The 1,752-nt window shown below is 47.1% G+C and carries 3 protein-coding genes; 2 read left to right on the plus strand and 1 reads right to left on the minus strand.

The window, feature by feature from the left end; genetic code table 11:
• The first annotated feature begins 31 nt into the window (after positions 1-31).
• Positions 32-565, plus strand: a complete 534-nt coding sequence (locus P8O70_04035) for an ATP-binding protein (protein ID MDG2196052.1) — start codon at positions 32-34, stop codon at positions 563-565.
• Positions 566-943: 378 nt separating this feature from the next.
• A complete protein-coding gene (locus tag P8O70_04040; protein MDG2196053.1) occupies positions 944-1,189 on the plus strand; it encodes a hypothetical protein in 246 nt (81 codons plus the stop codon).
• 79 nt (positions 1,190-1,268) lie between these two features.
• On the opposite strand, the gene P8O70_04045 is transcribed toward P8O70_04040, so the two are convergent.
• On the minus strand, positions 1,269-1,752 hold a 484-nt coding region (locus P8O70_04045; GenBank protein MDG2196054.1), incomplete at its 5' end, for a hypothetical protein.

A 1,752-nucleotide genomic window follows, 5' to 3' on the forward strand; every position in this document is an offset into this window, starting at 1 on the left:
GGATCGTCGTCTGACAATCTCTTGAGCAGCGATGACTCATGAGTTTTCCTGTGACTTCATGCTGCTGGTGGCAATGAATCCTTTTCCCTGCAGATTCCACGGGAGTCCTGTGGAGAGTCAGCCCTGTCGCTTTTCCCCAAACCTGGTGCAAAAGTATCGCTCAAAAATTTCTGGACCTCTCCTTGACCAGATCGATCTTCACCTGCAGGTACCGATTGTTTACCCGAGTGTGGGGGATCAACGGCGCGGGGAATCCTCTGCTGTGATTCGACAACTTGTAAAGGAAGGAGGCCTAGTCCAGGAACAACAGTTCCTCGATAGTTCCACCCGATCCAATGCAGGGATGAGTCGTCGTGAACTGGGGGATTTTGCGACACCGTCACCTGCAGCCTTGAAATTACTGGAGCAAGCCATGCAGCGAATGCAACTCAGTGCCAGGGCCTATGATCGAATCCTCGAGGTAGCTCGCACGATTGCTGATCTCGTTGGAGTGGAGACAATTGATACACCTCATCTGGCGGAAGCTGTTCAGTACCGAGGATTGGATCGGCCCCTCCCTGTGTGAAGACAGTCCGCCCCAGTCTTCACAAAATCTACATATTCTCTCCCCAATTTCCCCACATTTTTCTCCTAAGCTTCAAGGCAAGTCATCTAGAAATGGATGCCCGGAACTCCTCAGAGGCACTCCTGTCTTCTTGAAAAAACGTCGGCAGGAACGCATCTTTGGCAAAATTGCTACTTTATTTACAATTCCGCATTATTTTTTCATGAATTATGCAGTTTATTGTTCAGCAGAAGAAGCAGGTTCTTTCTCATCCTGAAGAAAGTGGTTCTTCAGTAATAGCCTGAAAAAGATCGCAAGACCTACACAATAGTAGTTGACAAATTTGTTAGCACTTGCTCTCATAGAGTGCTAGTAATAAATTTTTCTACAAAAGAGGTAATGATGAAAAAAAGCAATGACTCAGCATGGAGTGAGTTTGTATTTGAGGATGAGACTTGGAAGGATGATAGCGCAAAGGAGCGCCAACATGCGCAAATTCAGGCAGCTGTGCAGAATTTTTTGAACAGAGGTAGAAAGATTGAGATCCTTCCTCCGCAGCCAGATCGCGAATCGCGAAATGTGCAAGCTGACCAATGGGGTGGGGCGTATGAAGAGTTTGATGATGTACTAACTAGTCTGAATTAGGCTGCGAGCTTGCTGAATTATCAAGAATCTGATGATTCAGCAGCCCAGTCAAGTGGACAGTGAACACCTGCCTAACTATTTAGAACCCCATGTAGAAACCGAAGAAAGTTCCAACGCCTCCGAGTTCCAGAGTCTTGTTACGAGATTCGACGGTGAGTGGGGCACGGATGTAGTACTGGGAAAGCATGACCCCATATTCTCCAGAAGGAAAGCGGACTCCCCATTTGTAGTAGTAGGGCTCTAGCACCTCACCAAAGACTACCGAGTAGTTGTTGGTCCCGTCACTCTCGACAAGATACTCTTCAACTTTACTCAGGTAGTTTCCAGTACCAACTCCGATAAATGGATAGAAGAAGCCGAAGCGGCCATAGAGGCTGAGGCCGTAGAGCAAACCTATGGTTTCTGTAGTGACACGGCTTCCATCATTAAATTGGTACTCTTGATTGTAATTTGGGAGTAAGAACACCCCGCTAGGTGGATCGTTCTGAGCAATACCTGAGAGCAGATCAATACTGAATCCGATACCCACGTAGCCATCAACTCGGTAATATTCGAAGGATATC

The organism is SAR324 cluster bacterium, from assembly GCA_029245725.1.
Classification (GTDB): domain Bacteria; phylum SAR324; class SAR324; order SAR324; family NAC60-12; genus JCVI-SCAAA005.